The sequence below is a fragment of the Kitasatospora sp. NPDC056531 genome (assembly GCF_042794375.1).
GTDB lineage: Bacteria > Actinomycetota > Actinomycetes > Streptomycetales > Streptomycetaceae > Kitasatospora.
Genome location: NZ_JBHTTU010000012.1, coordinates 1 through 17440, shown reverse-complemented (window position 1 = coordinate 17440; position 17440 = coordinate 1). Strand labels below are relative to the sequence as shown.

Genomic DNA, 17440 nt, shown 5'->3' with positions numbered 1-17440 from the left:
GCCCCGCCACCGGCTCCGCCGGGGGCCCGGCAGGGAAGGCGGCGGTTACTCCCGTCCCATGTCACGGTGGACGAGCACCGTCTCGACTCCGTCGGCGATGAGACGCTTGGTCAGACGCTCGGACATGGCGACGCTACGGTGCTTGCCACCGGTGCAGCCTACGGCAAGCGTCATGTAGCGCTTCCCCTCCCTCCGGTAGCCCTCGGTAACGATCCGGAGGAGCTCGGCGTAGCCGTTCAGGAACTCGTTGGCCCCGGGCTGCTGGAACACGTAGTCGGCGACGTCCGCGTCGGTGCCGGTCCGGGCCCGCAGCTCGGGCACCCAGTGCGGGTTGGGCAGGAAGCGGCAGTCCACCACGAGGTCGGCGTCGACCGGCAGGCCGTACTTGAAGCCGAAGGACATCACGGTGGCGCGCAGCTCGGGCTCGTCGTGGTCGGCGAACTGGGCGTCCAGCTTGGCGCGCAGCTGGTGCACGTTGAGGTTGGAGGTGTCGATCACCAGGTCGGCCTCGCCGCGCAGGTCGCGCAGCAGGTCGCGCTCCTGGGCGATGCCGTCGACGATCCGGCCGTCGGCCTGCAGCGGGTGCGGGCGGCGCACGCTCTCGAAGCGGCGCACCAGCGCCTCGTCGGAGGAGTCCAGGAAGACCACCCGGAGGCGGACGCCGCGCTTCTCCAGCTCGTCCAGCGAGGTGAGCAGGTCGTCGAAGAACTGGCGGCCGCGGACGTCCACGACCACGCCGATCCGGGCGACGTTGCCCTGGGAGCGGGCGCCCAGGTCGACCATGGTGGGGATCAGGGCCGGCGGCAGGTTGTCCACCACGAACCAGCCGAGGTCCTCCAGGCACTTCGCGGCGGTGGAGCGGCCGGCTCCGGACATGCCGGAGATGATCACCAGCTCCGGCGCGTTCTCGGCCACGTCTGACACGGTCACTTCGGTTCCCCGCTCTCGGTCTTTCTGCTGGGGAGAACGCGCACGGCACGGCCGCCCTTCCCCGTCCCGGACAGGCGGGCGGAGGCGGGGCGCGCCGACAGACGGGCGGCGTCGGCCGTCATGGCGTCTCCTGGGATGGTGCGGTCTGGGGTGCTGCGGCCACCGGCTCGGCGACCTGGCCGGCCCCGTCCTCGATGATCTCGCCGGTCGCGGTGTTGACCGCGGGTGCGGCAGGTGTACGGGACGACAACGCCGCCGCAACAGTCTCCGCGGTGCGGCGTCCGATGCCGGGTACCGCGCAGAGTTCGTCGACGGTGGCGGCCCGGAGCTTCTTCAGCGAGCCGAAGTGCTTGAGCAGCGCCTGGCGGCGAGTCTCGCCGAGGCCCGGGACGGAGTCCAGTTCCCCGGCGGTGAGTCGCTTGGAACGCTTGTTGCGCTGATAGCTGATCGCGAAGCGGTGGGCTTCGTCGCGGACCCGCTGGAGCAGGTAGAGGCCCTCGCTGGAGCGCGGCAGTACGACCGGGTCGTCCTCTCCGGGCAGCCAGACCTCCTCCAGCCGCTTGGCCAGGCCGCACAGCGCGACGTCGTCGATGCCGAGCTCGTCCAGGGCGCGCTTGGCGGCGGCGACCTGGGGCTGGCCGCCGTCGACCACCAGCAGCTGCGGCGGGTAGGCGAAGCGCTTGGGGCGGCCCTCCTCGTCCCGGGCGCCGGTTCCGGCCTCGGGCTCCTCCTCGGGGACGGCCCACTCGCCGGTCTGCTCGCGCTCCTGGAGGTAGCGGCGGAAGCGGCGGCTGATCACCTCGTGCATCGAGCGGACGTCGTCCTGGCCCTCGAAGCCCTTGATCTGGAAGCGCCGGTACTCGCTCTTGCGGGCCAGGCCGTCCTCGAAGACGACCATGGAGGCGACCACGTCCTCGCCCTGGAGGTGGGAGATGTCGTAGCACTCGATCCGCAGCGGGACGGAGTCCAGCTCCAGCGCGTCGGCGATCTCCTGCAGGGCGCGGCTGCGGGTGGTGAGGTCGGAGGCGCGCTTGGTCTTGTGCAGCGCCAGCGCCTGCTGGGCGTTGCGCTGCACGGTGGCCATCAGGTCCTTCTTGTCGCCGCGCTGCGGGATGCGCAGGTCGACCTGGCTGCCGCGCAGGGCGCTGAGCCACTCCCGTAGCGGGGCGACGGGTTCGGGCAGGGCCGGGACCAGCACCTCGCGCGGGACGGTCTCACTGTGTTCGCCCGGAGTGGCCCCGCCGTAGAGCTGCTGGAGGGCGTGCTCGACCAGGCCTGCGGTGTCGACGTCCTCGACCTTGTCGGTGATCCAGCCGCGCTGGCCGCGCACCCGGCCGCCGCGGACGTGGAAGATCTGCACGGCGGCTTCGAGTTCGTCCTCGGCCAGGGCCAGCAGGTCGGCGTCGGTGGCGTCGGCGAGCACGATGGCGTTCTTCTCCATCGCACGCTTGAGGGCGCCGATGTCGTCCCGCAGCCGGGCCGCCTTCTCGTACTCCATCTCCGCGGCGGCCTCCTGCATCTGTTCTTCCAGCCGGCGCAGGTAGTTGCCGGTGCGCCCGGCCATGAAGTCGCAGAAGTCCTCGGCCAGCGCCCGGTGTTCGTCCGCCGAGACCTTGCCGACGCAGGGCGCGGCGCACTTGCCGATGTAGCCCAGCAGGCAGGGCCTGCCGACCTGTCGGGCCCGCTTGAACACGCCGTTGGAGCAGGTGCGGACGGGGAAGACGCGCAGCAGCAGGTCGACCGTCTCTCGGATCGCCCAGGCGTGCCCGTACGGGCCGAAGTAGCGCACGCCCTTCTTGTGCGCCCCCCGCATCACCTGGACCCGCGGGTACTCCTCGTTGAGGGTGACGGCGAGTTCCGGATAGCTCTTGTCGTCGCGGTACTTGACGTTGAACCGCGGGTCGAACTCCTTGATCCAGGAGTACTCGAGCTGGAGCGCCTCGACCTCGGTGCCGACCACGGTCCACTCCACCGAGGCGGCGGTGGTGACCATGGTCGCGGTGCGCGGGTGCAGGCCGGCCAGGTCCTGGAAGTAGGACGACAGGCGCGGGCGCAGGCTCTTGGCCTTGCCGACGTAGATGACCCGGCCGTGGGCGTCACGGAACTTGTAGACGCCCGGGGAGGTCGGGATCGCGCCCGGCGCCGGGCGGTAGGTGCTCGGGTCAGCCATGAGTCCACCGTACCGAGTGCGGTCGGGGCCGCGGGGGCAAGATCAATCGAGAGGCGCTCAACTGCTTCAGCTCGGGGTGACCTTGAGGTTTCCGCCCTCGACCGTGACGGTGTAGGCGGGCAGCGGGCTGGGGGCCGGGCCGTCCTGCACCGCGCCGTCGGCGATGCCGAACCGGCTGCCGTGGCAGGGGCACTGGATCTGCTCCTTCGTGACCTGGTCCACGATGCAGCCGGCGTGGGTGCACTTGGCGCTGAAGGCCTTGTACTGGCCGGCCGTCGGCTGGGTGACCACGATCTTCTGCTCACGGAAGACCTTGCCACCGCCCTCCGGGATCGCCGAGGCCGGGCCGAGGTCCACCGGGCCCTTGGGGGTACTGCTGGAGGCGGAGGAGCCGGCGGAGGAGCTGCAGCCGGTGACCGCCACGGTGCCGCCGGCCGCCAGGACGGCCGCCGCTCCGCAGAGCAGGGCGCGGCGGGAGGTGGCGGGGCTGGTCTCGGGGGCCTCGGACATCGGTGCGCTCCTGGCGGTTCGACTGCGGGACGGCCCACGGCTCGGTGGGCCCGTGGAAGTCTATGCGGCACGCGCCCCGCCGCCCCCGGGGTGGGAGCGGCGGAGCGCGATCCGGCCTACTTCTTGGCGGCGGCCCGCTTGCGCGGCGCCTTCTTGGCGGGGACGGCGACCGGGGCGTCCGCGAAGTCGCCCGGCAGGATGTCCCGCAGGAACTTGCCGGTGTGGCTCTCCGGGACGGCCGCGATCTGCTCCGGGGTGCCCTCGGCGACCACCGCGCCGCCGCCGGAGCCGCCCTCGGGGCCCATGTCGACGATCCAGTCGGCGGTCTTGATCACATCGAGGTTGTGCTCGATGACGATCACCGTGTTGCCCTTGTCCACCAGCCCGCTGAGCACCTTGATCAGCTTGCTGATGTCCTCGAAGTGCAGGCCGGTGGTGGGCTCGTCCAGCACGTAGACCGTCCGCCCGGTGGAGCGCTTCTGCAGCTCCGAGGCGAGCTTGACGCGCTGCGCCTCGCCGCCGGAGAGCGTCGGCGCGGACTGGCCGAGCCGGACGTAGCCGAGGCCGACGTCGTTGAGCGTCCTGAGGTGGCGGGCGATCGCCGGGACGGCCTCGAAGAAGCCCAGCGCCTCCTCGATCGGCATGTCCAGCACCTCGGCGATGGACTTGCCCTTGTAGTGCACCTCCAGCGTCTCCCGGTTGTACCGGGCGCCGTGGCAGACCTCGCACGGCACGTAGACGTCCGGCAGGAAGTTCATCTCGATCTTGATGGTGCCGTCACCGGTGCAGTTCTCGCAGCGGCCGCCCTTGACGTTGAAGGAGAACCGGCCGGGCAGGTAGCCGCGGACCTTGGCCTCCTGGGTCTCCGCGAAGAGCCGGCGGACGTGGTCGAACACCCCGGTGTAGGTGGCCGGGTTGGACCGCGGGGTGCGGCCGATCGGCGACTGGTCGACGTGCACCACCTTGTCCACCAGGTCGGTGCCAGTGATCCGGGTGTGCCGGCCGGGCACGCTGCGGGCGCCGTTCAGCTCCCGGGCGAGGTGGGTGTAGAGGATGTCGTTGACCAGCGTCGACTTGCCGGAGCCGGAGACGCCGGTGATCGCCGTCAGGGTGCCGAGCGGGAAGCCGACCGTGACGTCCTTGAGGTTGTGCTCGCGGGCGCCGTGGACGGTCAGCTGGCGCTTCCTGTCCCGGTCGCGGCGGGCGGCCGGGATCGGGATGGACCGCTTGCCGGAGAGGTACTGGCCGGTCAGCGACTCCTTGTTGGAGAGCAGCTGCTTCAGCGAACCGGAGTGCACCACCTTGCCGCCGTGCTCGCCGGCGCCCGGGCCGATGTCCACCACCCAGTCCGCGGTCTTGATGGTGTCCTCGTCGTGCTCGACCACGATCAGGGTGTTGCCGATGTCGCGCAGCCGCACCAGCGTCTCGATCAGCCGGTGGTTGTCCCGCTGGTGCAGGCCGATGGACGGCTCGTCCAGCACGTACAGCACGCCGACCAGGCCGGAGCCGATCTGGGTGGCCAGCCGGATGCGCTGGGCCTCGCCGCCGGACAGGGTGCCGGCCGCGCGGTCCAGGGAGAGGTAGTCCAGGCCGACGTCGACCAGGAACCGCAGCCGCTCGTTGACCTCCTTGAGGACCCGCTCGGCGATCTGCTTGTCCCGGTCGTTGAGCTTCATCGCGCCCAGGAACTCGGCGCAGTCGCTGATCGACATCGACGAGACGTCGGCGATCGACTTCTCCTCGACGGTGACCGCGAGCACCACCGGCTTGAGCCGGGTGCCCTGGCAGGTCGGGCAGGGCACCTCGCGCATGTAGCCCTCGAAGCGCTCGCGGCTGCTGTCGCTCTCCGCCTCGGTGTGCCGGCGCTGGATGAACGGGACGGCGCCCTCGAAGCCGGTGCTGTACGAGCGCTCACGGCCGAAGCGGTTGCGGTAGCGGACCTGCACCTGGTGCTTGTGCCCGTACAGCAGCGCCTTCTTGGCGCGGGCGGGCAGCCCGGCCCAGGGGATGTCGGTGCGGAAGCCGAGCTCCTCGGCGAGGGCGTCGATCAGGCGCTGGAAGTACTCCTTGGCGTGCCCGGCCGACCACGGGTGGATCGCGCCCTCGTCCAGCGAGCGCTCCGGGTCCGGCACGACCAGCTCCGGGTCGACCTCCATCCGGTTGCCCAGGCCCGAGCAGTCCGGGCAGGCGCCGAACGGCGAGTTGAAGGAGAACGAGCGCGGCTCCAGCTCCTCGAACGACACGTCGTCGTACGGGCAGTAGAGGTGCTCGGAGTACATCCGCTCGCGCTCCGGATCGTCCTCCGGGAGATCGACGAAGTCGAGCACGACCATGCCGCCGGACAGCCGCAGGGCCGTCTCCACCGAGTCGGTGAGCCGCCGCTTGGCGCTCTCCTTGACGGTCAGGCGGTCGACGACCACCTCGACGGTGTGCTTCTCCTGCTTCTTGAGCTTCGGCGGCTCGGCGAGCTGGATCGTCTCGCCGTCGACGCGGGCGCGGGAGTAGCCCTTGGACTGGAGGTCGGCGAAGAGGTCGACGAACTCGCCCTTGCGCTCGCGCACCACCGGGCTGAGCACCTGGAACCGGGTGCCCTCGGCGAGCTCCAGCACCTTGTCCACGATCGCCTGCGGCGACTGCTTGGCGATCGGGCGGCCGCAGTGCGGACAGTGGGGCTTGCCGATCCGGGCGAACAGCAGGCGCAGGTAGTCGTAGACCTCGGTGATGGTGCCGACGGTCGAACGGGGGTTGCGGTTGGTGGACTTCTGGTCGATCGAGACGGCCGGGGAGAGGCCCTCGATGAAGTCCACGTCGGGCTTGTCCATCTGCCCGAGGAACTGGCGGGCGTACGAGGACAGCGACTCGACGTAGCGGCGCTGGCCCTCGGCGAAGATCGTGTCGAAGGCGAGCGAGGACTTGCCGGAGCCGGAGAGGCCCGTGAAGACGATGAGGGAGTCGCGGGGCAGGTCGAGCGAGACGTTCTTGAGGTTGTGCTCGCGAGCACCGCGGACGATGAGGCGGTCGGCCACTGCTTCTGGCGCCTTTCTCCGGACGAGAGGGCTTGCGGTGTGAGGGGTGTTCTTCTTCCAGGATGCGGCAGCCAGCCTATAGCTCAGACGTTCGAATATCGACTTTGTCCAGCGGAGTCCACCCGAACGAGTGAGAGTACCCCCGGGACCGTCCGTACCCGGACCGAAAAAGGCCCTGCTCAGGGCGCGGATTCGGCGGTAGCGTCAGCTGGTCAACGAGCGAAGCCCGCTCCGGGCAACGCACCGTCCCGTACAGAAGGCAGATCCGATGACCGACCCGCGCTCCGCCGCCGCTCTAGCCACCGAGCGCATCGGCCTGGTCGAGGCAGGCACCCGGCGCATGCTGGAGACCGTCTCCGCGCTGTTGCCCGAGGCCGTCGCCGAGCCCTCCGCGCTCCCCGGCTGGACCCGCGGCCACGTGCTGGCCCACATCGCCCGCAACGCCGACTCCCTGGTCAACCTGCTGACCGGCGCCCGTACCGGCACCGACATCCCGCAGTACGCCAGCGAGCAGGCCCGCGACCAGGGGATCGAGGACGGCGCCGGCCGCCCGCTGGACGCCCAGCTCGCCGACCTGCGCGAGTCGCACGAGCGCTTCGCCGCGGCCGTCGCACTGATGGACCCCGAGGACTGGGCCGCCGACGTGCGCCACCGCTCCGGCGTCGTCTTCCCGGCCTGCGACCTGGTCTGGAAGCGCCTCGGCGAGCTGGAGTACCACCTGGTCGACCTGGGCGCCGACTACTCGCCCGCCGAGTGGCCGGAGGAGTTCGCCGTCACCGAGTTCCACAAGCTCGCCCTCAAGCTGCACGGCACCGAGCTGCCCGCCGTCGAGCTGGTCGCCGAGGACACCGGGGACCGCGGCCTGATCGGCTCGGGCGACATCGCCCTGACCGTCCGGGGCCCCCTCCGCTCCCTGCTCGCCTGGCTCTCCGGCCGCTCCGACGGCGCGGACCTGCGCCGCACGCCCGACACCGCGCTCCCCCAGCTTCCCCCCATGGGCTGACGGCGCGAGGATGATCCTGAACGCTGTTTCTACCCCTGTTTCCGGACCCGGACGAGGAGCGGACGGATGACGTACCACGGAGCGGTCAAGGTCGGCGGGCCGCCGGACGTGCGGGAGCTGGCCCACCTGATCATCACCAAGGTGGCCGTCGGCCCGTACGACAACAACGCCTATCTGCTGCGCTGCCGGGCCACCGACGAGCAGCTGCTGATCGACGCGGCCGCCGACGCCCCGGTGCTGCTGGAGACCGTCGGGGACGACCTGGAGACGGTGGTCACCACCCACCGGCACCACGACCACTGGGGCGCGCTGGCCGAGGTGGTCGCCACCACCGGCGCCCGCACCGCCGCCGGACAGCACGACGCCGAGGGCATCGACGTGCCGACCGAGCTGCTGCTCGCCGACGGCGCCAAGCTGCGGGTCGGCGACGTCGAGCTCACCGTCCGCCACCTGGTCGGCCACACCCCGGGCGCGATCGTGCTCATCTACGACGACCCCCAGGGCCACCCCCACGTCTTCACCGGCGACTGCCTCTTCCCCGGCGGCGTCGGCAACACCTGGGGCGACCCGGAGGCCTTCAGGACCCTCTTCCGGGACGTCAATGAGAAGATCTTCGACGTCCTCCCGGACGAAGCCTGGATCTACCCCGGCCACGGCAACGACACCACCATCGGCGCCGAGCGCCCCCACCTCGACGAGTGGCGCGAACGCGGCTGGTGACCACAGCCCGGCTGGTCGGCTCCGCCCGGAGCCGACCGGCCCGGAAGCCGACATCGGCCACCGCTCCGCCCGAAACTGGATAGGGGCGTTCAAGGGGAGCCGCGCCGGGTAGCGTTCCGTCATGACGAACCGTGACTTCATCGTGGTCACCACCACTCATGACGACGAGACGAAGGCCCGCAACCTCGCGGCGGCGGTGGTGCGTGATCGACTGGCCGCATGTGCGCAGGTCTACCGCATCCAGTCCGTGTACTGGTGGGACGGCGAGGTCCAGGATGCCGCCGAGTGGCGGGTCGACTTCAAGACACGTGCCGACCTCTCGGACCGCTTGGCGGCCCGCATCACAGAGTTGCACGACTACGACACCCCGGAGGTCGTAGGCATTCCGGTAAGCACCGGCTCGAATGCGTACCTGGACTGGGTGAACGCGGAGACGAGCGCGGAGTAACCGGCTACGCCAAGGCGGCCCGGATCTCTGCCCGGAGGTCACGGGCCGCTGTCGTCTCCGGGAGTCGATCGGCGAGTGCGGACAGTCGGACGCGGCCCATCGTGGTCTCGCTCGCTACCGTCGCGGCGAGGGCCCGTCGACCGATCTCCACGGCCTGGTCGACGGCGCCGGCGGTCAGGTATCCGGCCGCAACGTCGCCGAGCACCGCGACGCGAACCTTTCGGTCGTCCTCGCCCAGGTCGGACAACGTCTGGTCAGCTGCGGCCCCGAGACCCTGGTGCCGGAGACGGGCGTACGTAGAAACCTGCATCGAACCGAGCCTGGCGCGCCCGAAGAAGGACATCCAGGCAGGGGCGGTCGCAGGGTCCGCATAGTCGAAGGCAGTTTGGGCACGGTCGAGCGCACACACCGCAGACTCCCTATCGCCGGCAGCTGCGGCTTCCTCGGCCTCCCGCGCGGCGAGCCATGCCCGGGCCGCCGCGTGGTCGCGACCACGCACGTGTTCCTGCGCGGCAGCCAGCATCAGTCGCGACTGATTGGGTGCAACGCCGTACGAGGCGTACCCCAGCACCAGGGCATGCAACGGGCCGTGCCCGGACCGGTCGGCGGCCATCCGGGCCGTGCGGTAGTACTCCTTCGCCCGCTCATAGTCGCCCAGGTCCCAGTACGTCCAACCGGCCAGCGCAGCAGTCTCCCCGGCTGCGATGGTCAACGCTGTTCGGTACGCGCCCGCGTTCGGCAGGACAGCGGTGATCGTGTCCAGATGCGCGGACAACTGAGTCGCGAGTAGCCGGGCCGGGGTGTGCTCCTCAGCGCCGAACATGCTCGCGGTGATGCCCCCCAGGTGGGTCACCGTTGCTTGATCGACGCCGCTGCCGTCCAGTGCGGCGGCCAGCCGTCCCCACGGCTCGATCGCCGCTCCAGCCGCTATCGCCACCGCGCCACGAGTGAAGCCGCGTCTGTTCACGTCGTCCTCCGGTACATCGTTGAGCAGCAGTGCAGTTGACGCCAGGTTGGATGGTGTCGCCACTGTGACCGTATCGAGGGCGAGAAGTTCCGCAAGCCCCGCTGGTGAAACCTGTAGGAGCTTCGCGATCTTGGGTCGCTGATATGGCAGCGGGGTGGCCTTGCCGGTCTCCCACCGCACAACCGTGGATGTGGCGACGCCGATCGCAATGGCGAACCGTTCCTGACTGTAACCGAGCGCCGCACGGCGCTCCGCCAGTTGATCACGCCTGGACGTCATCCGACCCCCGGTTTGTGGATGGCGTTTCCCCTGGTCACATGCCGGAGTGCGCAGGAGACGCCCGAGGAACGCTTCAACTCTGCTCTAGGAGACGGTAGCTGACAGTGGCTTACTGGTCACGCTGAACTGCAGAAGCCAGCCGACCGCCCGGCCCTGGGACCTGCGGAGCAGCTGCCAGCGGCGGCCCTGCCTTTGCGTCCCCTGACGATGCGGGACCACCGCGCCTACTCCTGTCCGCAACAGATCTGGAGCGTTTCCCCCATGACCACCGCCGGCCGACCTCCACATCCCTGGGGCCTCAACGGCGCCGCCGAAGTCGCGAACCTCGACCCCGGCGGCGGGCACCGACCGCCGCGTCAGGTCTCGCAGGAGAGCGCCGCCGCCACCCGAACCCGGATGCTGCTCGACGACCACCGCAGCGATGGCGCCCGATGCGTCCGCTGCGGCACCGCCTGGCCCTGCACCATCGCGGCCGACGCGCTGTACGGGACCGCGTCGTGACGCCCCGCGCAGTCGACCTGGCCCGCGCCCGACGCCGGTCCCTGGCCCTGTGGCAGCTCAGCAAAGAGCGCCGTCGTCGGCGCCTGCGGGGGCTGCGATGAGCCTCTCCCCCGACTTCGTCCCACCGGCCGCGCGCCGCCGCGGCCTTCACCTTCGCACCTACCAGGTGGACGCCGCCGGCCGCCGGTACAACGTCTCGCCGGTCGTTGAGGTCAAGCCCGATGAAGGGGCGCCGGTACCGTCGCTCGACTTCTGGCCCGACTGCGCCTGCCCTCGGCACCGCGACGACTGACCGCCCAACTCCGCTTGCCGCCGGGCCAAGCATGCCGGCCGGACGGACCGGCGTGGAACGCGCGATCCCGCAGACGCGCGCCTGACACACAAATCGCCACCGACTCGCGTCGTTGTGCGCCGGACCTAGATTCGCCCGGCGAAGCGGCCGTTCAAGGGAGCCGCCGATGATAGCCCGCCAGCTCAACATCCCCGGGGCGTTCACCTTCGAGCCCAACGCGCACTACGACACCCGGGGCGAACTCCGGGAGTCCTTCCGGGAAGACGACTTCCGGGCCGCCACCGGCATGGTGTTCCACCTCGCCCAGGCCAACACCGTCATCTCCCGGCTCGGGGCGCTGCGCGGCATCAGCGTCGCCACCGCTGGTCAGGCGAAGTACGTCACCTGCACCAGCGGGGCGGTCCTCGACGCGTTGGTGGACCTGCGGACCGGATCGCCCACCTTCGGCACCCGGCATCTGGCATACCTCGACGCCGAGCGGCCCACCGCACTGTACGTGCCACCCGGCGTCGGCCACGCCACCTTCGCCCTGACTGATCGCGCCTGCGTCACCTACCTGCTGAACGAACCACACCGTCCCGAGGAGTTCCTGTCGATCGACCCGCTCGACGCGGACCTCGGCATCGAGTGGCCGTCCGAGCCGGCCTCCATCGTCGCGGGCAGCAGCCTCAGCTTCGTCGAGGCCCGCGACCGGGGTCTTCTGCCTGCCTACGCCGACTGACCACTGCCACACCTCACCCAGATTGGTGGCCCTCAATGGAAAACATCCTGATCACCGGCGGCGCCGGCTTCATCGGATCGCACTTCGCCCGCCGCCTGGTCAACGCCGACGACGTCGCCAAGGTGACCGTCCTGGACTCCCTCACTTACGCGGGCAACCTCGGCAACCTCGCCGGTATCACCGACTCGAAGAAGTTCACCTTCGTCCAGGGCAGCATCCTCAACCGCGCCTTGGTCGACGCGCTGATGGAGACGCACGACGCGGTGGTCCACTTCGCCGCCGAGTCGCACGTGGACCGGTCCCTCACGGACGCCGGGAACTTCGTCTCCACCAACGTGCTGGGTACCCAGACCCTCCTCGACTCGGCCCGCCGCATCGGCACCCGCAAGTTCATCCACATCTCGACCGACGAGGTGTACGGCTCGCTGCCGACCGGCACGGCGTTCGAGGCCGACCCGCTGCGCCCCACGGTGCCCTACTCGGCGTCCAAGGCCGCCTCCGACATGATCGCCCTGGCCTACCACTCCAGCTACGGCGTGCCGGTGTGCGTGACCCGCTCCTCCAACAACTACGGGCCCCGCCAGTTCCCGGAGAAGCTCATTCCGCTGTTCGTCACCAGGCTGCTGGCCGGTGAGAAGGTCACCATCCACGGCAACGGCGAGCACGTGCGGAACTGGCTGCACGTCACCGACAACTGCGCCGGGGTGGAGCTGGTGCTCCACAAGGGCATCCCCGGGGAGGCGTACAACATCGGCGGCGGCACCGATCTGACCACGATCGAGCTCACCGGCATGCTCCTGCGCGAGACCGGTGCCTGCTGGAACCAGGTCACCTACGTACCGGACCGGGCCGCGAACGACATCCGCTACTCGATGGACTGGTCAAAGCTCGCCCAGCTCGGCTACAAGCCCCAGCAGGACCTGGCCGCCGGCATCGCCGAGACCGTTGACTGGTACCGCCGCAACCCGGACTGGTGGGACACCACCGCGACCGCGCGGTCCGCCGCGTGAAAGGCCGGAACGTGGAGACCGCCACCGTAGCGGCACCCAGGCGCATTCTGGTGACCGGCGTCGGCGGCGCGCCCGGCCTCGACCTGGCACTCACCCTCCTCAAGCTCGGCCACGAAGTGATCGGCATCGACTCCAACCCCCTCGCGCCGGGCCTGCTCATCCCCGGTATCACCGCCCGCATCATCGCCCGCGCCGACAGCCCGCTGTTCGCTGCCGACTTGATGGAACTGGTGCACGACCTCAAGCCGGACGCCCTGCTGTGCTGCGTCGAGAACGAGTTGCCCCAGCTGGTCCACCTGCGCGGCCACCTCCAGCGCGCGGGAGTCCGCACGTGGCTGCCCGACATGGCCACCGTCACCACCGCAGGCGACAAGTGGGAGTTCTACCGGGCGATGCGGGGCGGCAGGGTTCCCACCCCGGCGACCTGGCTGCCCGCCCAGATCGGCGAGATCCCCGAAGGGATCGAGCTGGTCGTCAAACCGCGCCGTGGCCAGGGATCCAAGAACGTCCACTTCTGCCACACCCGCGAGCAGGCCCGCGTGCTGTGCGAGCTGGCGCCTGATCCAATCATCCAACAGCGCGTCCGCGGCCGGGAGTTCTCCGCCGACTGCTTGGCGGACCACAACGGCCGGGCCTCCGTGGTGCTGCGCCGCCGCCTGATGGTCCAGGCTGGCATGTCGGTGGTCGCTGTCACGATCGACGACGCCGAGGCCGCCAAGCACGTCACCGAGGCGCTCCGGACCATCCGCGCGACCGGCCCGGTCGACGTCCAGGGCTTCATCACCGAAGGAGCCGACCCCCGCGTCGTCATCACCGAGATCAACTCCCGGCTCGCCGCCGGGTTCCTGCTCTCCGAGGAAGCCGGCGCCAACTTGGTCGAGCAGACCGTGAACGGTCTCTTCCGGCAGGCGATCGACCACCGGCGGCTCGCGTACCGCAGCGGCACCTTCCTCACCAAGTACGTCGCCGTGATGTCCACCCAACCCCGCGCCGTCCCCGACACGGCCTAACGAAGGAGGATCAGCCTTGACCCAGAACGCACCCCCCGGCGTCGAGCGCAACGCCGCACCGCTCCTGCACGGCACCGAGGCTGCCGCACTGGCCGCCGTGCTCCCCAGCGGCCAGTGGGGGCACGGTCCGGCCACCGACCAGTTCGAGGCCGGCATCGCCGACCTGATCGGCGTGGACGACGCCGTCGCCGTGAGCTCCGGCACCACCGCGCTCCACCTCGCGCTGCGCTCGGTCGGCATCGGCCCTGGCGACGACGTCATCGTCCCCTCACTCACCTTCTGCGCCAGCGTCCAGGCCATCACCTGGAACGGCGCCTCTCCCCGCTTCGCAGAGATCGCCCCCAACACGCTGGCCGTCACTCCGGACACTGTGCTGGAAGCCCTGACGCCGCAGACCAAGGCCGTGATGCCCGTGCTGTACGGCGGCCGGGCCGTTGATCTCTCCCCGATCCGCGACGAGTTGGCCCGGCGGGGCATCCAGATCATCGAGGACGCCGCGCACGCCTTCGGCTCCCGCCACCCGGACGGCGCCATGGTCGGCGCCGACCCAGCCGTGCTGACGTGCTTCTCACATGATCCGATCAAGAACCTCACCACCGGCCAGGGCGGCACTATCGTCCCCCGCAGCCGGGCCGAGGCCGAGAACCTGCGCAGCTTGCGCCTGTTCGGCATCGTCCAGTCCAAGGACGCCCGGGCGGGCCTGACCTCCTACGAGGTCCAGGGGCCCGGGATGCGCTTCGGCATGTCCCAGCTGAACGCCGCGATCGGCCTCGCGCAGCTGGAGCACTTCACCGAGGTCGCGGCGCTGCGCCAGCACCTGTGGTGCACCTACCAGGCCGCGCTGGACAACGTGGACGGCGCCCACCTGGTCGACGTGGACGTGGCCAACACCGTGCCGTTCAACTGCGTGGTGCGCCTGGACCGGGGCCGGGACGCGATCTTCCACTACCTGCGGGAGCGGAACATCGGCGTCGCCGTGCACTACCCGCCCAACCACACCCAGCCCGGCTTCTCCGCCTGGCACCGCGACCTGCCGGTCACCGAACGGGTCGCCGGTCAGATCCTGGGCCTGCCGTTCCACCCCGCCATGACCCGCGACAGCGCCCGCTTCGCGGTGGCTGCGCTCGCCGAGGCGATCAAGGCCACCGCGTAGCCGACACGCAAGGAGTCGAAGATGAGCAACGACGACCAGTTCCGGCACCCGAAGCGCCACCGCATCCTGGTGGTCTGCCTGGGCAACCACAACCGCTCGCCGATCGCCGCCGCAGTGCTGGCGCACATCGGCGGCGAGAAGGCCGAGGTGCGCTCGGCCGGCCTGCGCGAGCGCCACGTCGGAGGCCCGGCGCACAGCAACGCGATCCGAGCCGCCGGGGAGGCCGGGTATGACATCCGCGACCACCGCGCGGTCAAGGTCAACCGTCGCATGCTCGACTGGGCCGACGCGGTGCTCGCCATGGACCACGCCGTCCTCGCCGAACTGCAGGCCATGACGGACGGCACCCCGGATGAGCCGAAGCTCGGCCTGTACATCCCGGGCGAGGACGTGCCCGACCCCTGGGAGAGCGACTACACGGCGTACCAGGCCTGCATGGACACCATCCAGGCCGGTGCCGTCCGGCACCTGCTGAACCTGGAGGACTAACGGTCCACGACCGACAGCAGCACATCCACCAGCCGCTCGGCGGCGTCCGGACGGCCGTGCTCAGCGGCCCGCCGCGCGATGTCCGCGCGGCGGGCCGGGTCGGTCAGCAGCGGGCCGATCGCGGCCTGGAGGGTGTCCGGGGCGGCGCGGCCGAGCAGCGCGACCGCCGCGCCGGCGTCGGCCAGGTGGCGGGCGTTGTGCTCCTGCTCGTTCCCAGCCGATGTAGCCAGCGGGATGAACACCGCCGCCCGGCCCAGGGTGGTCAGCTCCGCCAGCGTCCCCGCGCCGCTGCGCGAGACCACCACGTCCGCCAGGGCGAGCACGTCGGGCAGCTCCGGGCCGACGAAGCCGGTCACCAGGTACCGGCCGCGCAGGTGCTCCGGAAGCGACGCCGCGCGCTCGCGCAGGTCGGTCTCGTGGCTCGGGCCGCACTGATGGATCACGTTGGCGTGGCCGAGCAGCCACGGCAGGATCTCGCTGACCAACCCGTTGATCTGCTGGGAGCCCTGCGCGCCGCCGGTGACGTACACGGTCGGCCGGGAGCGGTCGAAACCCCACAGACTGAGCGCCTGAACCGCCTTGTCCGGCTGGCCGGTCAGCACCTCGGGGCGCACCGGGTTGCCGGTGACCACAGCGGTGGCTCGGGCACCCTCGGGCAGGAACTCCAGCGTGGACTCGGAGGAGACCGCGACGCGGGTCGCCATCCGGGCCAGGGCCCGGTTGCCCAGGCCGAGCCGGACAGTCTGCTCGTGAACGACCAGCGGCCGGTGGCACATCCGAGCGGCCATCCCGACTGGCACCGCGACGTAACCGCCGGTGCCAAGGACCACATCCGGGTCGAAGGCGGCAACCGCCGAGCGGGCCTGGGCAACGCCGAGGGGGACACGCCCCATGTCCTTCACGTTGGCGGGCGACACCAGCTTGAGCGGGTTGGCGCTGCGCCGGATCTTCCCGGTGGCGACGGTCTTGAACGGGATGTTCTCGGCGGCGGTGACCTTGGCCTCAAGGCCGGTGGCGGTGCCGATCCACAGCACCTCCAGCGCGCCTCCGGCCCCGGCGAGCCGGGAGCGCAGGGCACGGATCGCGGTGAGGGCCGGGTAGGTGTGCCCGCCCGTTCCCCCACCGGTGACGATCAGCCGCAAGGGCCGTCCGAGGCTGGAGACGAGAGCGCTGGCGTCGCGGTTCACTCCTGGAACATACCAGTCCCCGAGGGTCGTTCGGCGCGTCAATCTGACATACCGTCAGACTCGCGATGTGCAACGTACTCGACCAGTCCGCCAGCCGCCCGGTCGAGACCGCCGACATCGTGCTGCTCGACTCGCGCCGGGTCGCCGAGTACGGCCGCCGCCCACAGAGCTGGGCCCGGGAGGGGGGGGGGGGGGAGGGGGGGTTCCCCCGCTGCGGGGCAGAAAACGGGACGCCGACGTCGACGAGTTCCCACGCAGGTTCTCGTCCGCACAGCAGTCGCCGAGGCGCCCCCTGTCGCACTGTCGCAGTGGAACCGGTTGCGCGCCGTCCTGCTGCGTCCTGCTGCACGCTGCGCCCTCGGACTGCGGTCCGGTCCGGCAGGGCCTCAGTCCGAGGGGGCGGCGCACGCGTGTCAGCCCGATCCCTCTGGACCGTCGTCGTTCCAGCCGCGGGCCTCGCGATCCTCCAGTCGCTTGCGCAGCCGGGCCAGAGTGGCGCTGAGCAGGCGGGAGACGTGCATCTGGGAGACACCGATCCGCGCGGCGATCTCCGATTGCGTCCAGCCGTCCCAGAAGCGGAGCTTGAGCACGGTCTGCTCGCGCTCCGGCAGTTCCGCCAGCAGCGGGCGGACGGCGGTGCGGAAGTCGGCCAGCTCAATGCCGGGATCGCAGCCGCCGAGGCGGTCGAGCATCGCGCTGCCGGTCCCATCGGTGTCCTGGTCGCGCAGCGCGTCCAGCGAGTTGGGCCGGTAGACGCGGCCGGCGACCAGTCCCTCCGTGGCCTGCTCGACGGTGATGTGGAGGTCCTCGGCGATCTCCTCGGGGTCTGGGAGGCGGGCGAGTTCCTGTTCCAACCGGTCGGAGCCGCGGGTCACCGTCAGGTAGAGCTCCTGCATGCTGCGCGGGACGCGGACGGGCCACGAGGTGTCGCGGAAGAAGCGCTTGATCTCGCCGGTGATGGTGGGGATGGCGTAGGTGACGAACTCGACGCCGCGGTCCGGGTCGTAGCCGTCGACGGCCTTGA

General features: G+C 70.7%; 17 protein-coding genes. 10 read left to right on the top strand and 7 right to left on the bottom strand.

What is annotated here, in order from left to right; translation table 11 throughout:
- Positions 1-45 precede the first annotated feature (45 nt).
- From rapZ to uvrA, 4 genes are all read right to left on the bottom strand, one after another.
- Positions 46-930, bottom strand: a complete 885-nt coding sequence (gene rapZ, locus ACFQ87_RS13980) for an RNase adapter RapZ (protein WP_270143324.1) — start codon at positions 928-930, stop codon at positions 46-48.
- A 118-nt stretch (positions 931-1048) separates the two neighbouring features.
- Positions 1049-3100, bottom strand: a complete 2052-nt coding sequence (uvrC, locus tag ACFQ87_RS13975) for an excinuclease ABC subunit UvrC (protein ID WP_380610956.1) — start codon at positions 3098-3100, stop codon at positions 1049-1051.
- A 66-nt stretch (positions 3101-3166) separates the two neighbouring features.
- Complete coding sequence (locus ACFQ87_RS13970) at positions 3167-3610, bottom strand: Rieske (2Fe-2S) protein (RefSeq protein WP_380610955.1); 444 nt, start codon at positions 3608-3610, stop codon at positions 3167-3169.
- 116 nt (positions 3611-3726) lie between these two features.
- Entirely contained in the window at positions 3727-6636 is a 2910-nt protein-coding gene (gene uvrA, locus ACFQ87_RS13965; protein WP_380610954.1) for an excinuclease ABC subunit UvrA, read from the bottom strand.
- 268 nt (positions 6637-6904) lie between these two features.
- Between uvrA and ACFQ87_RS13960 the strand changes: the two genes are divergently transcribed.
- The 3 genes from ACFQ87_RS13960 to cutA all read left to right on the top strand — a co-directional run bounded on the left by ACFQ87_RS13960 (position 6905) and on the right by cutA (position 8807).
- Positions 6905-7639, top strand: a complete 735-nt coding sequence (locus tag ACFQ87_RS13960; RefSeq protein WP_380610953.1) for a maleylpyruvate isomerase family mycothiol-dependent enzyme — start codon at positions 6905-6907, stop codon at positions 7637-7639.
- A gap of 66 nt (positions 7640-7705) precedes the next feature.
- Positions 7706-8359 (top strand): MBL fold metallo-hydrolase, encoded by a 654-nt coding sequence (locus tag ACFQ87_RS13955; RefSeq protein ID WP_380610952.1) that lies wholly within the window; start codon positions 7706-7708, stop codon positions 8357-8359.
- 121 nt (positions 8360-8480) lie between these two features.
- Positions 8481-8807 carry a divalent-cation tolerance protein CutA gene (gene cutA / locus ACFQ87_RS13950; RefSeq protein ID WP_380610951.1) on the top strand — a complete coding sequence of 109 codons (327 nt, stop codon included), beginning with the start codon at positions 8481-8483 and terminating at the stop codon, positions 8805-8807.
- 4 nt (positions 8808-8811) lie between these two features.
- Here cutA and ACFQ87_RS13945 read toward each other — a convergent pair whose 3' ends face one another.
- The gene (locus ACFQ87_RS13945; RefSeq protein WP_380610950.1) at positions 8812-10053 is read right to left on the bottom strand and encodes a helix-turn-helix domain-containing protein; all 1242 of its coding nucleotides are present in this window, start codon (positions 10051-10053) and stop codon (positions 8812-8814) included.
- Positions 10054-10314: 261 nt separating this feature from the next.
- Here ACFQ87_RS13945 and ACFQ87_RS13940 point away from each other — a divergent pair, with 261 nt between their 5' ends.
- The 7 genes from ACFQ87_RS13940 (at position 10315) to ACFQ87_RS13910 (ending at position 15229) form a co-directional block, all read left to right on the top strand.
- The gene (locus ACFQ87_RS13940; protein WP_380610949.1) at positions 10315-10554 is read left to right on the top strand and encodes a hypothetical protein; all 240 of its coding nucleotides are present in this window, start codon (positions 10315-10317) and stop codon (positions 10552-10554) included.
- A 97-nt stretch (positions 10555-10651) separates the two neighbouring features.
- Entirely contained in the window at positions 10652-10846 is a 195-nt protein-coding gene (locus tag ACFQ87_RS13935) for a hypothetical protein (RefSeq protein WP_380610948.1), read from the top strand.
- A gap of 166 nt (positions 10847-11012) precedes the next feature.
- Positions 11013-11567, top strand: coding sequence for a dTDP-4-dehydrorhamnose 3,5-epimerase family protein (locus ACFQ87_RS13930; protein ID WP_380610947.1), 555 nt, complete (start codon positions 11013-11015; stop codon positions 11565-11567).
- A 35-nt stretch (positions 11568-11602) separates the two neighbouring features.
- Entirely contained in the window at positions 11603-12577 is a 975-nt protein-coding gene (gene rfbB / locus ACFQ87_RS13925; RefSeq protein WP_380610946.1) for a dTDP-glucose 4,6-dehydratase, read from the top strand.
- Positions 12578-12627: 50 nt separating this feature from the next.
- Positions 12628-13587 carry an ATP-grasp domain-containing protein gene (locus ACFQ87_RS13920; RefSeq protein ID WP_380610945.1) on the top strand — a complete coding sequence of 320 codons (960 nt, stop codon included), beginning with the start codon at positions 12628-12630 and terminating at the stop codon, positions 13585-13587.
- Between the two features lie 16 nt (positions 13588-13603).
- Positions 13604-14740, top strand: a complete 1137-nt coding sequence (locus tag ACFQ87_RS13915) for a DegT/DnrJ/EryC1/StrS family aminotransferase (protein WP_380610944.1) — start codon at positions 13604-13606, stop codon at positions 14738-14740.
- 21 nt (positions 14741-14761) lie between these two features.
- Complete coding sequence (locus ACFQ87_RS13910; protein WP_380610943.1) at positions 14762-15229, top strand: low molecular weight phosphotyrosine protein phosphatase; 468 nt, start codon at positions 14762-14764, stop codon at positions 15227-15229.
- On the opposite strand, the gene ACFQ87_RS13905 is transcribed toward ACFQ87_RS13910, so the two are convergent.
- Together ACFQ87_RS13905 and ACFQ87_RS13900 are read right to left on the bottom strand one after the other, a co-directional pair.
- Entirely contained in the window at positions 15226-16416 is a 1191-nt protein-coding gene (locus ACFQ87_RS13905) for a glycosyltransferase (protein WP_380610942.1), read from the bottom strand. The genes ACFQ87_RS13910 and ACFQ87_RS13905 overlap by 4 nt on opposite strands.
- A 413-nt stretch (positions 16417-16829) precedes the next feature.
- A partial coding sequence (locus ACFQ87_RS13900) for a sigma-70 family RNA polymerase sigma factor (RefSeq protein ID WP_380610941.1) occupies positions 16830-17440 on the bottom strand: 611 nt, incomplete at its 5' end.